Below are 17,104 nucleotides of genomic sequence, written 5' to 3'. Positions count from 1 at the left end.
CGATCGGCAAGACCAATGACGGCCGCGCGGGCCGTACCATCACGAGGTCACATCAGGCCCGCGGCGGCGAGGAGTTTGCCGATACGGCCGGTCTCGTCGGCGTTGAGCGGGGTCTGGGGCGGGGCGGTGGTGGGGTGGTCGATGATGCCGCGCAGGCACAACGCGGCCTTGAAGGCGCCGAGCCCGGCCGAGCTGCCGCCCATGCGCGAACCGCCGACACGCACGATCTGGAAGAGGCGCACCAGCCGCTCCTGCTCCTCCCTGGCCGCGGCCGCGTCGCCGCGCGCCGCGGCGGCGGTCAGGCGGACGTAGCCGTGCGGGTCGACGTTCCCCAGCCCGGGTACGACGCCGTCGGCCCCCATGGCCAGGGCGGAGTCCACGGTGATCTCCGAACCGGTCAGCACGCTGAAGCCCGCGGGCCGGCCGAGGATGACCTGGCGCATGGCGCCGTCGTCGCCGCTGGAGTCCTTGAGCCCGGCGAGCGCGCCGTCGGCGGCCAGGTCGAGCAGCAGGTCGGCGGTGAGCTTGGTGTGGACGGACACAGGCAGGTCGTAGGCGTAGACGGGCAGGCCGGCCCGCTCGGCGAGGATACGGAAGTGGGTGCGGATCTCGGCGGGGTGGGTGCGGGTGTAGAAGGGCGCGGTGGCGACGAGGGCGTCGGCTCCGGCGGCGCGGGCGGCACGGGCGTGTTCCAGGACCCGCGGCGTGGTCATGTCGATCACCCCGGCCAGCACCGGCACCCGCCCGCCCACGTGGCCCACGACCGTCTCCAGCACGAGCGCGCGCTGGGCGTCGGTCAGGTAGGCCACCTCCGAGGAGGAGCCGAGCACGAACAACCCGTCCACGCCCCCGTCCAGCAGATGGTCGATCAGCCGGACGAGCGAGGCGGCGTCCACCTCGTGCTCCGGCGTCATCGGGGTACACACCGGCGGAATCACACCGGTCAACATCATGCGCGCTCCTGGATCAGGTCGAGGTCTGTCGCCCCCGCGGTCACGGGGTGGTGGCAGTGGAAGAGATGACCGCCCTCATGCAGTACGGCCGGCATCTCCGCGGCACAGGCGTCGTCGGCCCGCCAGCACCGGGTGCGGAACGGGCAGCCGCTCGGCGGCCTGGTCGCCGACGGCACCGCGCCGACCAGCGGGATCGGGTTGATCGGCGAGATGAGCCCCGGGGTGGCCGAGAACAGCGCCCGCGTGTACGGGTGCCGCGCCCCGCCGGGCACGCCGGCGGCGGGAGCCTGCTCGACGATCCTGCCGAGGTACATGGTGACCACCCGGTCGCTCATCCGCCGCACGGTCTGAATGTCATGCGAAACGAACACGAGCGCCAGACCCAGCCGGGCCTTGAGGTCGAGCAGCAGGTTGAGTATCTGGGCGCGTACCGACACGTCGAGCGCGCTGGTCGGCTCGTCGGCGACGACGAGGCCGGGCTCCAGCGCGAGCGCCCTGGCCACGGCGACCCGCTGCCGCTGCCCGCCGGACAGCTGGCCGGGCAGCGCGTCGGCGGCGCTCTGCGGCAGGCCGACGAGGTCGAGCAGCTCGCGTACGCGCTCGTCGCGCTGGCGCGGGGTGCCACGGCGGTGCACGTTGAGCGGGTCGCGCAGCACCTGGGCGACGGGCAGGCGGCGGTTGAGCGCGGTGGACGGGTCCTGGAAGATCATGCCGACGCCGGTGCCGATCAGCTCGCGGCGTTCCGGCTCCTTCGTGGCCCACAGGTCGCGGCCCTGGACGCGTACGGTCCCCTCGGTGGGCCGCTGCAACCCGACCAGCACCCTGGCCAGCGTGGACTTGCCGCACCCCGACTCGCCCACGACGCCGACGGTCTCGCCGGGCGCGACGGCCAGGTCGGCGGCGGTCAGCGCGTAGACGCGGTCGCGGGAGAACAACCCGCCGGAGCGCGCCTTGTGCACGACGTGGACGCCCGAAACCTCGGCTACCGGAACGGAGACGGCGGGTTCAGACATGCTCTTCTCCTCGGACTCCCGCCGGCGTGAGCGCGGGGTGGTGGCAGGCCACGGCGTGCGCGTGCGCGTCGCCCTCCAGCGACGGCCGCGAGGTGTGGCAGACCGCACTGGCCATCGGGCAGCGGTCGGCGAAGCGGCACCCGGCGGGGAAGCCGGCCGGCGAGGGAACCACGCCGGGGATCTGGGTGAGCCGTTCGGCCCCCGACTCCAGTGACAGCACCGATCCGAGCAGGCCGCGGGCATAGTGGTGCGCGGGCGCCCCGACCAGCGTGGCCGTGGCGCCGGTCTCGACAATCTGCCCGCCGTACATGACGACCACGCGGTCGGTGACGTCGGCGACCAGCGCGAGGTCGTGCGAGACGAGCACGAGCGCGAACCCGAGCTCCTCCCGCAGCCGCAGCAGCAGCTCGATGACCTGCGCCTGCACGGTGACGTCGAGCGCGGTGGTGGGCTCGTCGGCGACGATCAGCTTGGGCTCGCGCGAGAGCGCCATGGCGATGAGCACCCGCTGCCGCTGCCCGCCCGACAGCTCGTGCGGGTAGGCGGAGAGCGTGCGGGCGGCGTCGAGCCCGACCAGGGCCAGCAGGTCGGCGGGCGTGCGCCGGCCGCCGCGCCGGGTGAGCTGCTTGAGCTGGGCGCGGATGGTCATGGCGGGGTTCAGGGAGGAGAGCGCGTCCTGGTAGATCATCGCCATCTCGTGGCCGAGCAGCCGCCTGCGGGCGCGGCGCGGCAGGGCGATCAGTTCGCGCTGGTCGAAGCGGATGTGCCCGCGGACCCTGGCCTCGCGCGGCTGCAGGCCCATGATGGTCAGCGCGGTCAGCGACTTGCCGCAGCCGGACTCGCCGACCAGGCCGAGCACCTCGCCGGGCCGTACGTCGAAGGAGATGCCGTCGACGATGTCCACGCCGCCGTGCCGGTGCTCGAAGCCGATCGCGAGGTTCTCCACGGCGAGGATCGGCGGCCCCGTGGGCAGCGGGCGGGCGCGCTCGGCCAGGCGGCGCGCCGCCTCCTCCAGACCGGGCAGCTCGGTGACCTGGCCGGAGCCGGGCGCGGCCCGTTCGAAGGCGTCCTCGTCGCGGGCGGGCGGCGCGGTGCGGGCGGCGGGCGCGGCCCAGGCGTCGGAGATGCCCTCGGACAGGATGTTGAGCGCGAGCACCGTGAGCAGGATCAGCAGGCCGGGGAAGACCGTGGCCCACCAGCCGCCGAGCAGCACCATGTTCTTGCCGTCGGCGATGACGCTGCCCCAGGAGGGGTCCGGCGGGCGTACCCCGGCGCCGATGAAGGACAGCGACGCCTCGAACACGATCGCGTCAGCGACCATCACCGTGCAGAAGACCAGCACGGGCGCGGCGGTGTTCACCGCGACATGCCTGATCACGATGTACGGCGTGCGCGCCCCGATGACCCGTTCCGCGGCGACGTAGTCCTCCCCGTACTGGGCCAGCACGTTGGCGCGCACGACGCGGGCCACGGACGGCATGTACAGGAAGGCCATGGCCATGACGAGCACCGGGACGCTGCCGCCGAAGACGGCCACGAGCACGGCGGCGAGCGCGATGCCGGGGAAGGCCATGACCACGTCGAGCAGGCGCATCAGCGTCTCGTCGACGGCCTTGCGGGAGGTGGCGGCGATCGCGCCCACGACCGCACCGGCCAGCAGGGCCAGTCCGGTGGCGCCGAGGCCGATGAGCAGGGAGAAGCGCGCGCCGTACAGGAGCCTCGAAAGGATGTCGCGGTTGGCGCTGTCGAGCCCCATCCAGTGCGCGGCCGACGGGCCGCCGCCGGCGGCCTCCTGGAAGTACGGCGAGTGCGGCGCCAGCAGCGGCGCGAACAACGCGGCGAGCACGACCAGCGCGATCATCACGACGGCCGCCCACGACAGCGGTGGCAGGCGGCGGAAGGCGATGCCCGGCCGGGCCAGCCGATCGGCGAGTCCTCGTCTCATGCGGCGCTCCTGAGGCGGGGGTTGACCAGCAGGTACAGGATGTCGACGAGCAGGTTGACCAGCATGAACCCGACCGCGATGGTCAGCACCACACCCTGCACCACGGCGGGGTCGCCGTCGCGCACCGCGTTGATCATGAGCTGGCCCATGCCGGGCAGGCCGTAGATCTGCTCGATCACGACCGCGCCGCCGATGAGGTAGCCGATGCGCAGGCCGAGTACGGTCAGCGGGTTGATGAGGGCGTTGCGCAGCACGTTGCGGCCGACCACGACGACCGGCGGCAGGCCGCTGCCGATGGCGGTGCGGACGTAGTCGCGGTCGAGTTCCTCGACCATCGAGGTGCGCACGATGCGGATGAGCTGGGCGGCGACGGGCAGCGACAGCGACAGGGCGGGCAGCGCCATCGAGCGCAGCCAGCCGGCGGTGGAGTCGGCGGGGTTGATGTAGCCGCCGGTCGGGAACAGCCCCTCCCCCACGGCCAGCCATTGGATCATCAGCAGCGCCAGCCAGAACGCCGGAGCGGCCACGCCGACCAGCGACACCAGCCGGATCACCTGGTCGGGCCAGCGGTCGCGGAACAGCGCCGCGGTGACGCCGAACACCAGTGCCAGCACGGTCGCGACGGCCAGCCCGAGCAGGGTGAGCTGGAGCGTCAGCGGCAGCGCGGTGAGCACCGACTCCAGCACCGGCTTCTTCGTGAGCACGCTGGTGCCCATGTCGCCGGTGGCCAGCTCGCCGACGAAGCGCAGGTAGCGCACCGGCAGCGGGTCGAGCAGGCCGTTCTCCAGCTGGAACTGGCGGATCTGCTCGGCGGTCGGGTTGGCGCCCTGGAAGTAGGCGTACTCGGGCTTGCTGGAAGAGAAGCGCATCACGATGAAGACGAACGCGATGACGCCGAGCAGCAGCGGGACGAGGATCAGGACGCGGCGGACCAGCATCCGGGCGACGAGGATCATGTCCTTTTGGCCTGCAGGAGGTTGATACCGGGGTAGGCCTGGGCGCGGACGCCCGACAGTTTCTTCGTGTCCCAGGCCGTCATCAGCTCGGTGTGGACGACCGGGTAGAGGACGGCCTGCTCAGCGATCACATCCAGATATTTCTGGACCAGGGCGGTCTTCTGGGCCTTGTCCGGCTCGCGGGTGGCCTCGTCCATCATGCGGAACAGGGCCTTGGCGTCCTTGCTCGCCTCCCAGTGGGAGTACTTCATCCACAGGCCGTCGGGCACGTAGTTGTAGTGCAGGATCAGGTCGGCGTCCATGCCGAACTGGTTGGGGTTGGAGGCCGCCGCGACCACCTGGTAGTCCTGCATCTGGTCCATCTTGGCGAACAGCGCCGCGGTGTCCTGCGGCTCCAGCGTGGTCTTGACGCCGATCGCCTCCCAGGAGGCGGCGATCGTGGGCAGGCAGTCGGCCAGCCAGCTCACGTTGACCGCCATGAGGTTGACCGTCAGGTTGGTGACGCCCGCCTCCTGGAGCAGCGCCTTGGCCTTGTCCGGGTCGTGGTAGTAGACGACCGCGGCGCGCTTGTGGTCGGGGTGGCCCGCGTTGAGGAACGAGCTGGAGGGCGTGCCGTGGCCCTTGAGCGCCACGTCGATCATCTTCTCGCGGTCGATGGCGTAGTGGAGCGCCTGCCGTACGCGCACGTCGTCGAAGGGTTTGGCGGCGGTGTTGAACATGAGGAACAGGTGGTTCATGCCCTTGCCGCCCTCGACGTTCAGGCCCTGCTGCTTGAGCCGGTCGATGTTGGCGTAGGGGATGTTGTCGGCGATCTGGGCCTCGGCGCCGCCGCCGGAGATCTTGGCCACGCGGGCGGCGGCGTCCACGATGGTCAGCCAGTTCATGCGCTTGGCGGTGGCCGGGCGCGGGCCGTTGTAGCCGGCGAAGGCCTCGAAGGCGGTGTTGGACTTGGGGTTGTGCGCGGTCATCTTGTACGGCCCGGAGCCGACCGCCTTGCCGCCCTTGGCCGCGTCCCAGCCACCGGCGGCGCCGAACACGTGCTTGGGCATGATCTTGGCGATGGTCAGGCGCGGCGCGGCGTCCGGGAAGGGGAAGTTGAAGACCAGCTCGACGCTGCGCTCGCCGGTCTTCTTGACCTCCTTCAGCCAGGCCTTGAAGAAGTTGCCGACCAGCACGTTGGCCGCCGGGTCCAGGACCCGCTCGAAGGTGAAGACCACGTCGTCGGCGGTCACGGGCTGCCCGTCGTGCCACGTGGCGCCTTCGCGGAGGGTGAAGGTCCAGCTCGTCGCGTTGAGGTCTGCCGGCAGCGCCGTCGCCAGCGCGGGGTACGGCTCGCGCGTGATCGGATCGGTGTCGAGCAGGCCTTCGTAGATGTGGGTGATGCCGGCCATGGCGAAGGCCGACGCCGTCTGGGTGGGGTCCCAGCTCTGGTCGTTGCCATAGCCGATGACGGCGGTGATGAGGTCCTTGTCCGATCCGGCGCCGACGGAGCCGGTCGAGGCGGGGCCGCCGCTGCAGGCAGCGACGGTGGCGACGACGAACGCCGAGGCGCTGGTGTAGCGCAGGAAGTCGCGGCGGCTGAACTCAGGGCTCACGGATGCCTCCTGGGGGATACGCTGGCCGGAAGTGGCCAGGGGTAGAACGTGGGACATCCCATGTCCTATCTTGTGCGTAACGTGGACGCTAAGCCGGGAGACAGCTTGCGGTCAACGGATGGTTTCCGGAATGTTACGCAGTGATCGCCAAGAAGGGGCTGTACATGCGTTCACGACCCAGCCGTGCCGTCGAGGCCCAGGAGGCCGTCAAGGAGATCATTCTCGGGCGCGGCCTGGCCGCTGGGGATCCCCTGCCCACCGAGTCGGAGCTCATGGAGGAGCTCGGCATCAGCCGCAACTCGGTCAGGGAGGCGCTCAAGGCGCTCCAGGCCGTCGGGATCGTGGACATCCGCCACGGCTTCGGCATGTTCGTCGGCCGGATGTCGCTGGCCGGCCTCGTGGACGAGCTGACCTTCCACAGCCGCATCACCCTGCAGGACGGCCGCAGCCACATCGCCCACCTCGTCGAGATCCGCGAGATGCTGGAGACCGGCCTCGTCCAGAAGCTCATCGACCTGGGCCCGGAGGCCGACCTGTCGGCCGCCGCCGAGGTCATGGCCAGGATGGAGGACGAGGCCGAGCGCGGCGGGGTCTCCCCCGAGATCGACCGGCTCTTCCACGACGTGCTCTACCGCCCGCTGGGCAACCCCCTGGTCAGCCAGCTGCTCGGCGCGTTCTGGGACGTCTACCACCAGCTGCGCGACCAGATCGGCGCCCCGGACGAGCCGCCCGCCGACGTCGCCCGCCGTCACCGCGACATCTACGCCGCGGTGACGGCCGGTGACAAGAGCGCCGCGATCGCCGCCGTCCGCGCCCACTTCGAGGGGGTACGCAACCGGGTGGCCCGGCTGGGCGTCCCTCAGAGGTAGACGCGGGGGTCGGCGCGCAGGCCGCGCGTCAGCCGTACTTTGATGAACTCGTTGTCGTCGGGCGCGCCCGCGGTGCGGCCGGAGGAGAACGGGAAGTTGTTGTCGTTGAGGATGCCCAGGGTGCGGTCGTCGAGGATGATGACGTCCTCGATGGTCTGGAACGGGAAGGTGAAGGTGGCGCCGCCCGGGGCCGCGAGGTCGAGCAGGTCGGCCACCTGGGTCTTGTCGAGGGCGCCGTCGCGGTCCCTGTCGCGGGTGTCGGCCAGGTAGACGCGTTTGAAGCGGGCCTCGGCCCCCTGCAGGTTGTCCCGCTCGATGATCAGGAAGCGGTGGCGGTCCACGGCGATGGCGTCGCCGATCGCGTGCGAGGGGTCCTCCAGGCGGTAGGTCCAGCGGCGCTCGCCGTAGGAGCGCTTACGCAGGTCGAACTCGTACATGCGCAGCGTGCCCGCGGGGTCGCCGGTCACGGTCCCCTCCAGCAGCGGGTACAGGCGGCGCCCGTCCACGGATCTGGCCATGCCCTCGAAGCCCTTGCTGCGGCCGAGGTTCGGCTGCTCGCCGTTGAGGCCGGGGTTCTCCGGGGCCTTCACGCCGGGCAGCGGGACCGGCGCGTCGAGCAGCTCACCGCGCGCGTTGGCGTGCAGCAGGAACGGGCCGAACTCGTCGCCGAACCAGTAGGTGCCGTCGAGCGAGCGCACGATCGACTCGACGTCGAAGTCGGCGCCGGTCAGCTTGCGGTCGGGGCGGGTGAGCGGGAAGGGCACGAGCTTACGCGGGTCGGACAGGTTGAAGCCGCCGCGCAGGCTCAGCTTCTTCGCCCGGAAGTCGGGGCGTACGTGGTGCACGCGCAGCAGGAAGTCGGCGCTGTTGGCCTGGGCGCCGAAGCCGTTGTCGGACAGGACGTCGTAGCCTCCGTCGTGGCGGCGGGCGATACCGCTGAAGCCCTGCACGGGCTGACCGGGGAAGGGCGGCGTGAGCCCGTTGACGGGAGCCGTGCCCAGCTGCCCGCCGGACCGCTCGCTGCCCGGCACGTACGTCTGCGCGGCCAACGACGCGAACCCGGCCAGGGCGGCCCTGCCGAAACCGCGCTCGGGGGTGGCGGTGGCCGGGACCGCGGCGGTCCCGAAGGCCAGCGCGCCGGCGCACATCACGATGGCGAAACGTCTCATGGCGCGCACCCTAGGCCGGTCAGGTGACGGGACGTCGAACAACATGCGAACCGCCCAGACGCGAGAGCGCTCTCATCCAGGTTGACACGGCGCTAACCGTATGTTTCTTTCAGGTGTGAGAGCGCTCTCTGCACCATTCACCCCCCGCTAGGAGCAGTGATGCCGCGCCGCCGTCTCGCCGTCGCCGCCGCCGCCTTGTCGGCCGCCTTCTCCCTCGTCCTGTACGCCGCTCTCGCCGCCTCGGCCGCCGTGCCGCCCCCGCCCTCCGGGTGGTCGCTGGTCTGGGCCGACGACTTCAACGGCCCCGCCGGATCGTTACCGGACTCCGGCAACTGGATCATCGACACCGGCCACTCCTACCCGGGCGGCCCCGCCAACTGGGGCACCGGCGAGATCCAGAACTACACCTCCAGCCCCTCCAACCTCAGCCTCGACGGAACCGGCAACCTGCGCATCACCCCGCACGGCGCCAACCGCGACTGGACCTCCGCCCGCATCGAGACCCGCCGCTCCGACTTCAAGCCCGCCGACGGCCGCGTGCTGCGCATCGAGGGCAGGATCCAGATGCCCAACGTGACCGGGCAGGCCGCGCTCGGCTACTGGCCGGCGTTCTGGGCGCTCGGCTCGCCGTACCGGGGGAACTACTGGAACTGGCCGGGCATCGGCGAGTTCGACATCATGGAGAACGTCAACGGCATCAACTCGGTGTGGGCCGTGCTCCACTGCGGCGTCGCGCCCGGCGGGCCGTGCAACGAGTTCAGCGGCCTCGGCGCCAGCCGCGCCTGCCCCGGCGCCTCCTGCCAGTCGGCCTTCCACACCTACCGGTTCGAGTGGGACCGCAGCGTCTCGCCCAACCAGTTGCGCTGGTACGTGGACGGCCAGCAGTTCCACTCGGTCAGCCAGTCGCAGTTCGACGCCGCGACCTGGAACAACATGACCGGTCACGCCGGCTACTTCATCCTGCTGAACGTGGCCATGGGCGGCGCCTTCCCCGACGGCGTGGCCGGATTCTCCACCCCCACCGCCGCGACCGTCTCGGGCCGGCCGATGGTCGTCGACTACGTGGCCGTCTGGCAGAGCGGCACCACCGGTCCCACCCCCACCCCCACCGATCCGCCGGGTGACGTCGACGCCCGCTCCACCATCCAGGCCGAGCGCCACCAGGCCCAGTCGGGCACCATCGTCGAGACGACCACCGACACCGGCGGCGGCCAGAACGTCGGCGCGATCACCAACGGCGACTGGCTGCGCTTCGACAACGTCCGCTTCGGTGGCACCGCCGCCACCCAGTTCCGCGCCCGGGTGGCCTCCGGGGCCGCGGGCGGGGTGAGCGGGCTCGTCCAGGTCCGCCTCGGCAGCCCGACCGCGCCGCCGATCGGCGACTTCGCGCTGGCGAACACCGGCGGATGGCAGAGCTGGCGCACCGTACCCGCCAACATCTCACCGGTGACCGGCACCCACACGGTCTACCTGACCTTCAGCAGCGGCCAACCGGCCGACTTCGTCAACGTCAACTGGTTCACCTTCTCCACTAACTGACCCGCACGCAGTACGCGTTGAGCGGGGTGGTGAAGTCCCGCAAACGGTACTGGGCGGTACGGGCGTCGGCGTAGCCGGCCTGCCCGAGCGTCACCAGGAAAGGGCTCCGGCCGGCGCCGAGCCTGACGAAGGCGGTCGCCCACGCGGTGTAGTAACCGTCTCCGATGTTCGGCGCCAGCGAGGCGTTCGCCATCGCCGCGCACGCCTCGCGGTCGGTGACCGTGCCGGGCGGGCCCGGCGAGACGGCGTTCCCCGCGATGACGAAGCTGCTGCTCTGCCGGAGGTCGACGAAGCCGTACTGCAGCAGCCAGTTCGGCGCCGTCCCGGCGATCCACAGCGCCGACGCCCCCAGGGCGCCGGCCGCCAGCGTACGGCGCAGCCACGCACGCGCCGGGCGCACCAGGGGCCGGACGGGAGCCGGGGACGTCAACGCCACGAGGGCGCGCACCGCGCTCACCGCACCCGCTCCCAGCAGGCTCACCAGCACCCCGAAGCCGAGCACGCCCATGCACAGCGCGGCGAACTGGGACAGGAGGTCCGCGGCCACGCACTGCCCGGTGGCACACGTCCTGGCCAGCGGCTCCCAGACGATCGCCACCGAACAGCCCAGTCCTCCGGCGACCGCGGCCAGGACGGCATGCGAAGGACCCAGCCCGCGGCCGGTGAACGCCGACACCACGACCGCGATCAGCGTCTGCAGCAGCCCCAGGACGACGACGATCGCGGCGGCCACGGCCATCATGTCGCCGAGGGAGTCGGTACGCACACCCGGGCCGAACCCGGCGATCAGCGACAGCAGTATCGGCTCCGTCGTGGCCAGTTCCGCGGCCACGACCAGCGACGTCAGGACCGCGGCGGGGGCGAGCGCCACGAGCGGCCTGACCCGGGCGGCCGGCAGGGCGTACTCCCGCGGCGAGTCCAGGTACAGCCGCCGCCCCCGCGCTCGCGAGGTGTACAGCAGCCAGGAGCCCAGCGGATACAGCGCGGCCAGGAGCAGGACGGTCAGCTTCCCGGCATCGAACACCGACATCAGGATCGCCCAGACGGCCGTGCCGGGCGCGCGCGTCTCGATGCCGATGGCGGCGGACATGACCCAGGCGCCGAAGAAGGGCCCGAACAGCAATGTGGCCGGCACCAGGGCGCCCAGATAGACGGGCGACAGCGTGCGCGACCTGGCCACGGGCAGCCACGCGCCGGCGCACGCCGACAGCCAGCGCACGTATGTCACGCACAGCGCGAGCAGGAAGACCGCCATGACCGCGGCGGCCACGGGCGCGGCGGCGATGGACTCCGCCCAGGACAGGCGCATCCGGCTCGGCGCGCCCAGCAGGCCCAGGACGATTCCCGCCGCCAGCGCCACCCCCGCCGCGACGCCCCTGGGCGCGGGCCGGCCGGCCGCCATGGCCGCGAGCGTCGCACGGAACGCCCCGGCCAGCAGGATCGCCGCCACCGGCAGCCCCGCGAGCAAGGCGCTCACCAGGTACGCCAGCCGATCCAGGTTGCTCAGCCACAGGCTGACGAACTCCATCAGGTGCGGCAGCACCAGCCCGGCCGCGATCCCGGCGCCCAGCGCCTCGCCCGGCATCCATCGCAGCAACCGCCCCGGCTGCCGGACCACCTCGGCCCGGTCGGCCGCGCGCGGATGCAGCCGCAGCAGCCTGACCAGGCTGCCCTTCACATCGCCCCAGGAGCTGACCGGGGCGCCGCCGGACATCGCCGCCCGCACGTCCGCGTAGTGCTCGCGGGCGCGCAGCACCGACGCCGCCAGCAGGACGACCAGGACGACGCCGACCAGGGTCCTGATCGACAGGGGCGCCAGCCGTACCGGATCGAAGATCGCGGTGTGGACCAGCAGCGGCGCGCCGACCAGCACCGCGAAGACCCACACGGCCGACAGCGTGAGGTTGGTCAGGTCCACGTCGCGGTTGCGGAGGTGGGCGAGCTCGTGCAGGACGATCGCCTTCAGCTCGCTCCGGTCGCCGCGCTGCCTGGCCTCGTGGAGCGTTCCGATGTTGAGGCGGAGGTAGTAGCGCGGGTAGCGGCCGAACGCGCGCCCGCCCGGCGTGCCGCGGTTGGCGTCGAGAAGCACCTCGGGCGTACGGCGCAGCCCCTCCTCTGCCGCCAGCCCCGCGACCAGGCCCGACAGCTCCTCTCCCGCGGGCACCAGATGCTGGCGAGCGATCGTCAGCCGGGGCCTGACCAGGTACAGGACCAGGATCGCGACGGCCACCGCGAGCATGGCGCCCAGCGCGACCGCGGCCCGCTCCAGGCCGACCGCGCGCAGGCAGCCGAGGTAGCCGGCGGCCAGCGCCCGCGCGTCCCGGGTGCCGGCTCGGGCGGCTGCGTCGGCGGCGAGGTCGCAGGGCGCGTAGGCCGCGCTCCACTGCGAGGCGCCGCCCGCGACCAGGTCGAAGGAGGAGGCCGCGGCCGCGAGCACGATCGTGACCAGCAGAACGAAGCGGGAGGTGGTCGCCGCCGGTAACAGGAACGGGTTGCCGGGACGCTCCCCGCCGCTCACTGGGGAGGGGTCCAGTCTCGGCGGCGCCAGCGGTCCACGGCGCGTTCGGCGATGGCCTCCGCGTGGTCGCGGCCGGCGGCCTCCAGATCCTTGGCGATGCGCCGCCTGGCCTGGTCGCCGGATTCGCCCAGATCGGGCACCGGCGCGTCAGGGCCGCCCGCCCCGCGGCGCTCGCGGCGGCGCCGCAGCCTGGACCTGCCGTCGCGCACGCCGGCGACCACCATCTCGGTCATGAGGCCGCCGACGACGGCCCACAGCAGGTTGGTGAGGGTGGGGTCGCCCAGGTCGATGCCGGAGGCACCGGGCTCGTCGCGGGCCCTGCGCGCGCGGCGGGCGGCTCCGGGGGCGGCGAAGTACACGCCGGTCATCAGGTCGAAGTCGGGGAGTTCCTGGGGGGCGAACTCGGCCACCAGCGCGCGTACGAGCGCACGGCGATCACCGTCACTGTCCGTCGTCACGCCCGCACTGTAGATCGGCCCGCGGCCCGGGGTGAAGCATTGACGGGGAGGAGACAACCGGTGCCACGCAACCGGTCAGCAATCGAGGCGCGTATCCGTCGTCGCATGAGGCGGCCGGCGCCCGGTCGAGGGCCAGCTTGGCGCGCCGGTAGACGACGCACCGTGCCTCCCATTCCATCTCGTCGGTCATGACCGCCATCGTGGCCACAAGAGGTGATCGTTCGCACGCGTCTTGTCATCCGTTGAGGACTTCCACAGTCCCCCGTTCCCCGTCGACGCGGACGCGGTCGCCGTCGTGGATGCGCGCGGTGGCGTTGCCGGTGCCGACGACGGCCGGAATGCCGAGCTCGCGGGCGACGATCGAGGCGTGGGAGAGCGGCGCGCCCATGTCGGTGACGACGGCGGCGGCGCGCGGGAACATGGGCGTCCAGCCGATGTTGGTCAGCGTCGTCACCAGGATCTCCCCCGCCTTCAGCCGCTCGCCCTCCTCGGGACCCGACAGCACGCGGGCCACGCCCTCGACGACGCCGGGCGCGCCGGGGAGAAGCCGGACACCGTGTCCGCCGGGGGCGCCTGGCCGCCGCGGGCGTCGTAGAGGTCGACGCGCCGGTCGGGCGAGGCGGCCCAGCGGACCGGGTCAAAAGGGCCGACGATCAGCATGGGGTAGATCGGCAGGGCGGCGTACCTCCGGTAGGTGGCGCGCCGTACCGGGATCGAGGCCAGTGGCGTGCGCCCGCCGCGCAGCACGTCGAGGATCTCGTCGATCTCCAGGGAGAAGATGTCGTCGCCGAGGCCGGTCAGCTCCCCCGCCCGCAGCACGAACGCGCGCATCGCCCAGAAGACCCGCATGTTCTCCGACCGGGTGTCCTCCCGGTCTCTGACGATCGCGTTCCACCTATCCACCCGCGCGCGCATCGCCGCGCCCCTGCGCGGGTAGCGGTGGTCGAAGCGGGCCCAGGCCGCCGCGCGCGCCTCTTCCTGCCGGGTGAGCAGGTCGCGGGCGGCGCCGGAGGCGACCTCGGCGAGCCGCCTGTCGATCCAGCCGGGGTCCTCGCCGGGCCTGGGCACGCTGACCTCGAACTCGTGAGCGCCGCGATGCCCGTAGACGGCGGCGAACTCCGCCCGGTCGATCTCGCCCCTGGCCAGCTTGTCCAGGCCGATGATCGGGCCCATGCTGGCCAGCTCGCCGCCGGCGTTGGCGCCGGTGAGCATGGCCTCGGCGTCGCTGTCGCCGACCATCTTGCGCAGCTTGTCGCGGGTCATGACGAGCGCGGCGCCGCCCTGGCGTCCGGCCGCCTCCAGCATCTGGCAGGTCTCCACGACGTACGGCCGCAGCGCCTCCTCCCAGAAGGCAGCCAGCTCCGCGGGCTCGGAGATCAGCCCGACGCCCTCGCGCAACTCCTCACAACGCGACCGGGCGGTGGCGAGGAAGGGCCGCAGCCGCTTCACGTTGGCGGCGACCCGGCGGCGCACCCTGATCGCCATCGGCAGCAGGGCCTTGATCAGCTGCCACCGGGAGGCGGGCAGCAGCGGCACGTCGAGACCCGGCGGAATCCTGCCGAAGACCTGCTCGATCGCGCCGAGTCTGCTGCTCATGCCGAACGCCTTGGCGGCGGAGATGGCGATGCTGAGGTTCAGGTAGAAGCGCCCGCCGATGTTGCCGACCAGACGGTAGCCGGGGATCGCCGACGCGGACATGGCCTCGCGGATGAACAGCCGCACCAGCGACCAGGTGACCGGGGTCATCACGTCGGGGATGGCCTCGCCGAGGTTGCCGCTGGTCCACAGGTATTGGCCGGTGAGGCTGTCGTTCCACTCCTCCACCTCCTCGGCCAGGCCGGTGATCGGGCGGGCCTGGACGACGAAGAACTCCTCGCCGCGCCTGGCCCACTCGACGTCCATGGGCGTGCCGTACAGCCGCTGGATCTTCTCGCCCAGCGCGGCGAGGCGCAGGACCTGCTCGTCGGAGAGCACGCGCAGGGAGCGGCGCGCGGCGGGGACCTCCCGCTCGCGGGTGCCTCCGGGCTCGCGCACGGTCATGACGGCCTTGTCGGCCACGGTGTACGAGCGCACGCGCCCGCCGGCGACCACGGCGTTGTCGGGCGTCACCTGGCCGCCGACGACGGCTTCGCCGAGTCCCCAGGCCGCGTTGATCACGCTGTGCCCGCGCGCGCCGGTGACGGGGTCGGCGGTGAACATGACCCCGGCGGCGTCGGCGTCGACCAGTTCCTGGACGACCACGGCGAGCGCCACGTCGTCGTGCGGGACGTGGTTGCGCTCGCGGTAGGCGACGGCCCGCGGGTTCCAGAGCGAGGCCCAGCAGCGGCGGACGGCGTCGAGCAGGTCCGCGCGGTGGACGTTCAGGTAGCTGTCCTGCTGGCCGGCGAAGGACATCCCGGGCAGGTCCTCGACGGTCGCCGACGAGCGCACCGCCACCGCCGCCGCGCCGTCGCCGAGCTTGGCGTAGGCGGCGAGGATCTCGGCGGCCAGGTCCGGCGGGATCTCGTGCGCGGCGAACAGTTCCCGCGCGCCGGGAGCGCCGAGCCGCTCGCGGAAGGGCGCGGTGAACGCGCGGTAGGCGTCGGTGGTGATGTGGAAGCCCGGCGGGACCGGCAGCCCGGCGCGGCTCAGCCGGGCCAGCGACGCGCCCTTCCCGCCCGCGACGGCGAGATCGGCGGCCGCGTCGTCGAGAGGGAGAACGTTCATGGCAGTTGCCCTTCGAGAGCGGTCTCAAGCTTGTGCCCGGCCATGCCCGCGGCCCGCGCGACGTAGGCGCGGACGGCTTCCGCGACGGCGCGGGCCTCGCGCGGCGACGGTTCGCGCCCCGCTCCGAGCGCGCGGTGCGCGGTGTCGGCCAGCAGTTCGGCCAGCCGTTCCGCGGGCACGCGGTAGGGCTCCGGCGTGAGCCGCGTGGCGGTCAGGAACCCGAAGACGACCGAGGCGAGCACGCTCACGTGCTCGGCGTCGGTGAGGTCGGGGCGGATCGCGCCGTGTTTCCTGAGCGCGCCGAGCAGCCGGTTCAGCGCCTCGACCTGGCCGGGGTCGTGGGGACGGGCGCCCTTCATCGTGGTCAGCTTGCCGAGAACGTCGGTGTCGGCCAGCAGCACGGCGCGCATGAGCGGCCGGCGCATGATCTCGGCGGCCACCACCCCGACCAGCTCGCGCAGGGTGCCCGGATCGGCCCGCCGTACCTCCTCCAGGGTGGCGACGCGCTCGCGGCGCAGCAGCGCGGCGAACAGCAGCTCGCGCGTCTTCCAGTGCAGGTAGATCGTGCCCTTGGCGACGCCGGCGGCGCGCGCGACGTCCGCGATGGTGGTCTTGTCGTAGCCCCAGCGCAGGATCAGCTCGGCGGCGGCGTCGAGCACGCGGTGGGCGCGCTCCCGCTGCCGCGCGGGATCGGCGGGCGGCCTGGCCATGCGTTCTCCATTCTATGACCAGATAAGCGTAATCGGTCAGAAAATTCAGCACAAGGGACGTTCCCGGATCTTCAGCCCCCGAGCCCGCGCCGCGCCGTACGGTAGATCCCATGGCCAAGGCCTTCTGGATCGATCAGGACTTCGACAGGGACCGCCACGGGCGCTACGCCGCGCACGTGGAGAAGAACCTGCCGGAGTTCGAATGGGGCGACATCGCTCCGGTGCGCTTCGCCTGTGCCGCCTGGAGGCTGGCCACGCCGCCGTCGCTCGACCCCGGCTACGTCCGCTGGGACCGGCGCGTGCTCGACGCCACCTGCGCGCGCAACACCTGGGACGGCACGCTGATCGCCCGCGTCCGGATCGTCTCGCCGCTGCCCGAGCCGCTCACCCGCTCGCGCGCCTGGTGGCGCGACCGCGGCTGGCAGGGCTGGCAGGAGCTGTTCGGCCAGTACGTCGAGCCGACCCAGCAGGACTTCGCCAGAAGCCCGTTCCTGCGCGCGACGCTCCTGGTGGAGGCGCCGGTGCCGCTGGCCGGGCTGCCGCCGGAGCCGGAGGGGCCGCACGAGCGCGTCGAGGAGAGCGCCCAGCGGGCCGTCGCCGTGCTGGTGCGCGAGCTCAACGAACTCGTCTCCCCGATCCTCGACCAGCTCGGCTAGCCGGGCGGCGCGCCGGA

General features: G+C 72.4%; 14 protein-coding genes. 3 read left to right on the top strand and 11 right to left on the bottom strand.

The window, feature by feature from the left end; translation table 11 throughout:
* Positions 1 to 47: 47 nt before the first annotated feature.
* From ACFWY5_RS16850 to ACFWY5_RS16830, 5 genes are read right to left on the bottom strand one after another with little or no spacing between them, the layout of a single operon-like run.
* Entirely contained in the window at positions 48 to 953 is a 906-nt protein-coding gene (locus ACFWY5_RS16850; protein WP_379619562.1) for a dihydrodipicolinate synthase family protein, read from the bottom strand.
* Positions 950 to 1,966: an oligopeptide/dipeptide ABC transporter ATP-binding protein gene (locus tag ACFWY5_RS16845; protein WP_379619564.1), complete on the bottom strand. Its 1,017-nt coding sequence runs from the start codon at positions 1,964 to 1,966 to the stop codon at positions 950 to 952. Before ACFWY5_RS16845 ends, ACFWY5_RS16850 begins: the two co-directional genes overlap by 4 nt.
* Complete coding sequence (locus tag ACFWY5_RS16840) at positions 1,959 to 3,911, bottom strand: dipeptide/oligopeptide/nickel ABC transporter permease/ATP-binding protein (protein WP_379632768.1); 1,953 nt, start codon at positions 3,909 to 3,911, stop codon at positions 1,959 to 1,961. The genes ACFWY5_RS16845 and ACFWY5_RS16840 overlap by 8 nt, the downstream gene beginning before the upstream one ends.
* Positions 3,908 to 4,867, bottom strand: a complete 960-nt coding sequence (locus tag ACFWY5_RS16835) for an ABC transporter permease (protein WP_379632766.1) — start codon at positions 4,865 to 4,867, stop codon at positions 3,908 to 3,910. Before ACFWY5_RS16835 ends, ACFWY5_RS16840 begins: the two co-directional genes overlap by 4 nt.
* Complete coding sequence (locus ACFWY5_RS16830) at positions 4,864 to 6,462, bottom strand: ABC transporter substrate-binding protein (RefSeq protein ID WP_379632764.1); 1,599 nt, start codon at positions 6,460 to 6,462, stop codon at positions 4,864 to 4,866. Before ACFWY5_RS16830 ends, ACFWY5_RS16835 begins: the two co-directional genes overlap by 4 nt.
* Before the next feature lie 164 nt (positions 6,463 to 6,626).
* On the opposite strand from ACFWY5_RS16830, the gene ACFWY5_RS16825 reads away from it, so the two are divergent.
* A complete protein-coding gene (locus ACFWY5_RS16825; RefSeq protein ID WP_379632762.1) occupies positions 6,627 to 7,331 on the top strand; it encodes a FadR/GntR family transcriptional regulator in 705 nt (234 codons plus the stop codon).
* Here ACFWY5_RS16825 and ACFWY5_RS16820 read toward each other — a convergent pair.
* Positions 7,322 to 8,500 (bottom strand): esterase-like activity of phytase family protein, encoded by a 1,179-nt coding sequence (locus tag ACFWY5_RS16820; RefSeq protein WP_379632760.1) that lies wholly within the window; start codon positions 8,498 to 8,500, stop codon positions 7,322 to 7,324. The genes ACFWY5_RS16825 and ACFWY5_RS16820 overlap by 10 nt on opposite strands.
* A gap of 159 nt (positions 8,501 to 8,659) precedes the next feature.
* Between ACFWY5_RS16820 and ACFWY5_RS16815 the strand changes: the two genes are divergently transcribed.
* Entirely contained in the window at positions 8,660 to 10,039 is a 1,380-nt protein-coding gene (locus ACFWY5_RS16815) for a glycoside hydrolase family 16 protein (protein ID WP_379632758.1), read from the top strand.
* On the opposite strand, the gene ACFWY5_RS16810 is transcribed toward ACFWY5_RS16815, so the two are convergent.
* From ACFWY5_RS16810 to ACFWY5_RS16790, 5 genes are all read right to left on the bottom strand, one after another.
* Positions 10,032 to 12,557 (bottom strand): M48 family metalloprotease, encoded by a 2,526-nt coding sequence (locus ACFWY5_RS16810; RefSeq protein WP_379632756.1) that lies wholly within the window; start codon positions 12,555 to 12,557, stop codon positions 10,032 to 10,034. The genes ACFWY5_RS16815 and ACFWY5_RS16810 overlap by 8 nt on opposite strands.
* On the bottom strand, positions 12,554 to 13,015 hold the full coding sequence (locus ACFWY5_RS16805; RefSeq protein ID WP_379619580.1) for a hypothetical protein: 462 nt from the start codon (positions 13,013 to 13,015) through the stop codon (positions 12,554 to 12,556). The genes ACFWY5_RS16810 and ACFWY5_RS16805 overlap by 4 nt, the downstream gene beginning before the upstream one ends.
* Positions 13,016 to 13,250: 235 nt before the next feature.
* Positions 13,251 to 13,529: a PEP-utilizing enzyme gene (locus tag ACFWY5_RS16800; RefSeq protein WP_379632754.1), complete on the bottom strand. Its 279-nt coding sequence runs from the start codon at positions 13,527 to 13,529 to the stop codon at positions 13,251 to 13,253.
* Positions 13,487 to 15,721 carry a PEP/pyruvate-binding domain-containing protein gene (locus ACFWY5_RS16795; RefSeq protein ID WP_379632752.1) on the bottom strand — a complete coding sequence of 745 codons (2,235 nt, stop codon included), beginning with the start codon at positions 15,719 to 15,721 and terminating at the stop codon, positions 13,487 to 13,489. The genes ACFWY5_RS16800 and ACFWY5_RS16795 overlap by 43 nt, the downstream gene beginning before the upstream one ends.
* Positions 15,718 to 16,431 (bottom strand): TetR/AcrR family transcriptional regulator, encoded by a 714-nt coding sequence (locus ACFWY5_RS16790; protein ID WP_379619584.1) that lies wholly within the window; start codon positions 16,429 to 16,431, stop codon positions 15,718 to 15,720. Before ACFWY5_RS16790 ends, ACFWY5_RS16795 begins: the two co-directional genes overlap by 4 nt.
* 110 nt (positions 16,432 to 16,541) lie before the next feature.
* Here ACFWY5_RS16790 and ACFWY5_RS16785 point away from each other — a divergent pair, with 110 nt between their 5' ends.
* The gene (locus ACFWY5_RS16785; protein WP_379619586.1) at positions 16,542 to 17,087 is read left to right on the top strand and encodes a hypothetical protein; all 546 of its coding nucleotides are present in this window, start codon (positions 16,542 to 16,544) and stop codon (positions 17,085 to 17,087) included.
* The last annotated feature ends 17 nt before the right edge of the window (positions 17,088 to 17,104 follow it).

This window comes from Nonomuraea sp. NPDC059007, assembly GCF_042740555.1.
Taxonomy (GTDB): domain Bacteria; phylum Actinomycetota; class Actinomycetes; order Streptosporangiales; family Streptosporangiaceae; genus Nonomuraea.
This window is presented reverse-complemented; position numbering and strand designations above follow the sequence as displayed.

Bases quoted from the DNA above. Each gene is read 5' to 3' on its own strand.
- ACFWY5_RS16820 (WP_379632760.1), bottom strand. From the start codon at position 8,500: ATGAGACGTTTCGCCATCGTGATGTGCGCCGGCGCGCTGGCCTTCGGG.
- ACFWY5_RS16825 (WP_379632762.1), top strand. From the start codon at position 6,627: ATGCGTTCACGACCCAGCCGTGCCGTCGAGGCCCAGGAGGCCGTCAAG.
- ACFWY5_RS16850 (WP_379619562.1), bottom strand. From the start codon at position 953: ATGATGTTGACCGGTGTGATTCCGCCGGTGTGTACCCCGATGACGCCG.
- ACFWY5_RS16845 (WP_379619564.1), bottom strand. From the start codon at position 1,966: ATGTCTGAACCCGCCGTCTCCGTTCCGGTAGCCGAGGTTTCGGGCGTC.
- ACFWY5_RS16795 (WP_379632752.1), bottom strand. From the start codon at position 15,721: ATGAACGTTCTCCCTCTCGACGACGCGGCCGCCGATCTCGCCGTCGCG.
- ACFWY5_RS16815 (WP_379632758.1), top strand. From the start codon at position 8,660: ATGCCGCGCCGCCGTCTCGCCGTCGCCGCCGCCGCCTTGTCGGCCGCC.
- ACFWY5_RS16835 (WP_379632766.1), bottom strand. From the start codon at position 4,867: ATGATCCTCGTCGCCCGGATGCTGGTCCGCCGCGTCCTGATCCTCGTC.
- ACFWY5_RS16785 (WP_379619586.1), top strand. From the start codon at position 16,542: ATGGCCAAGGCCTTCTGGATCGATCAGGACTTCGACAGGGACCGCCAC.
- ACFWY5_RS16790 (WP_379619584.1), bottom strand. From the start codon at position 16,431: ATGGCCAGGCCGCCCGCCGATCCCGCGCGGCAGCGGGAGCGCGCCCAC.
- ACFWY5_RS16840 (WP_379632768.1), bottom strand. From the start codon at position 3,911: ATGAGACGAGGACTCGCCGATCGGCTGGCCCGGCCGGGCATCGCCTTC.